This is a genomic window from Arthrobacter sp. Hiyo1 (assembly GCF_001263615.2).
Classification (GTDB): Bacteria; Actinomycetota; Actinomycetes; order Actinomycetales; family Micrococcaceae; genus Arthrobacter.
The window spans coordinates 535,132-537,210 of record NZ_DF952470.1; the positions used below are offsets into that span (position 1 = coordinate 535,132).

Annotated in this window: 1 protein-coding gene and 1 pseudogene; both read left to right on the top strand. The window is 66.5% G+C overall.

Annotated elements, in window-relative coordinates; translation table 11 throughout:
* Positions 1-600: pseudogene (locus AHiyo1_RS25550) on the top strand (PEP/pyruvate-binding domain-containing protein); the annotation flags it as partial.
* Positions 601-1,858: 1,258 nt separating this feature from the next.
* Positions 1,859-2,079, top strand: a 221-nt coding sequence (locus tag AHiyo1_RS25555; RefSeq protein ID WP_253257282.1) for a PEP-utilizing enzyme, incomplete at its 3' end; no start/stop codon positions are given.

The following is a 2,079-nucleotide window of genomic DNA, read 5'->3' on the forward strand; positions in this document are numbered from 1 at the left end:
GCGGTCGCGGTCCGCTCCAGCGCCACGGCGGAGGATCTCCCGGGAGCCGCGTTCGCCGGCCAACAGGACACGTATCTCAACGTGCAAGGCGGGGACAACGTAGTCCAGGCGGTCGCCAACTGCTGGGCATCCTTGTGGACGGACCGGGCCATGGCCTATCGGCGACGGCAGGGGATCAATCCGCACGAGGTGGCCATCGCCGTCGTCGTGCAAAAAATGGTACCGGCCGCCATGGCGGGCGTCCTGTTTACGGCGAACCCGGTCACGGGCGAGCGCAGCGAAATGGTGGTGGACGCGAACCCCGGGCTGGGGGAGGCCGTGGTCTCCGGGAGGGTGACGCCGGAACACTACGTCTTGGACGGTTCGGGAAAAGTGCTGAGTTTCACGCCCGGTGGCCGCGAGGTGGTGATCAGCGCGGCCGAGGGCGGCGGCACCCAAGAAAGCTCCGGCACGCAAGGAGCGACGCCCGGGCTCGCCGCGGAGGAATTGGCGGATTTGGCAACGCTGGGAAAGAAGGCCCAGCGGCATTTCGGCCGGCCACAGGACATCGAGTGGGCGGCGGCAGGCGGCACGCTATACATGCTGCAGTCGAGGCCGATGACCGCGCTGCCGCCCCAACCGCCCGTCCTCAACGCGGTCCAACGTCGGGTGGGGCCGTTCTTCATCGAGATGTTCCAGGCGCGGCCGTATCCCTTGGATGTATCCGGATGGATGAGCCGGGGAATCCTTGCCATGCTGCATGGCATGGCCGGGAGCGTGGGCGTGGTCTTCCCCTCGGTGGAGGATTTGCTGCCGGAGGAGGAAGGAGTGGTGGTGCAACTCATCCCACCCGTCCCGCGCCCAACCATCCGGACGTTTGCCGCGCCGGTGTCCTTGCTGCACCGGTCGAGGCGGTTCAAAGCCGCCAACTGGACCCGGGATCCACGTTTCTCCCTGTTTATCGACAACATTGAAAGGCTGAACGGCAAGGACCTCGGCCCGCTGCGGTGGAGTGCGGTTGTTGCATTTGCCCGGGAATGCTTCGCGGCGATGCAGGGCATCACGGATTTGAGGGTCTCCTACCTGCCCGGCATTCCGGTGCCGGTGCTGAAGATGCGTTTCATGCTTCTGCTCCTGGGCAAGATCAAGCTTGCGCCCTCGCTGATCGCTGGGGCGGAAACCCGGACGAGCCAGGCAAACCGGGCACTTGAGCGGCTCGCTTCCATCGCGGCGGACGATCCCGGGCTGTCGCGCGCGCTCCTTGAGTCGGACCCTCGCGAAATCCTTGGGCTGCTGGAAAAAGAATCCGGACATCGTGCATTCCGTGAGGCCTTCGACGCGTTCCAACTCGAGTATGGCCACCGTGAAACCACGAGCGTTGTCCTCAGCAGTTCGCCCACGTGGTCCGATGCCCCCGAAGTGGTCCTTGGGCTGGTCAAGGCCATGTCGGGAGAGCGGCCCCTAAAAGCGGACCAGGCCGGGAATGCGCTTGCGGAATTGAAACGCCACCCGGCTCTCCGGTTCGAACCGCTACGGCGGAGGGTGCTCGCCGCCGTCGAGTCCGCCCAAGCCGGCATGGCGTTCCGCGAGGACAGCCATTTCTACGCCACCAAGGCCATACCGCCGATCCGCCGGGCGTACCGGGAACTCGGCCGCCGGCTGGTGCTCGCCGGGGTGCTCGAGGAGCCGGACGAAATCCATCACCTGCGGTTCGAGGAACTTGAGTCCATCACAGACAACGACGACGGCGCGCTGCCGGCTTCGCTCCGCGACCGTCTCAGGCCGCTGGTTCTGGCTCGGGCGGCGAAGCGGAGAGAACTCGAAGGCATCCCGTTGCTCGATCCGGCTTTGCTCTTTGGCCGAGGCACCCGGTCGCCAGATGGAAGGGGTCCTCGTCTCCGGCACTGCAGCCAGCCGCAGCCAAGCAACCGGGCCGGTTCGTGTGATCCGTACGCCGGCAGAGTTCGGACGGCTGCGCAGCGGAGAGGTCCTCGTCTGCCCGTACACCAACCCCGCCTGGACGCCGCTGTTCCAGCGGGCAGCCGCGGTTGTGGTGGACGCCGGTGGGCTCGGCTCGCATGCGGCGATTGTTGCGAGGGA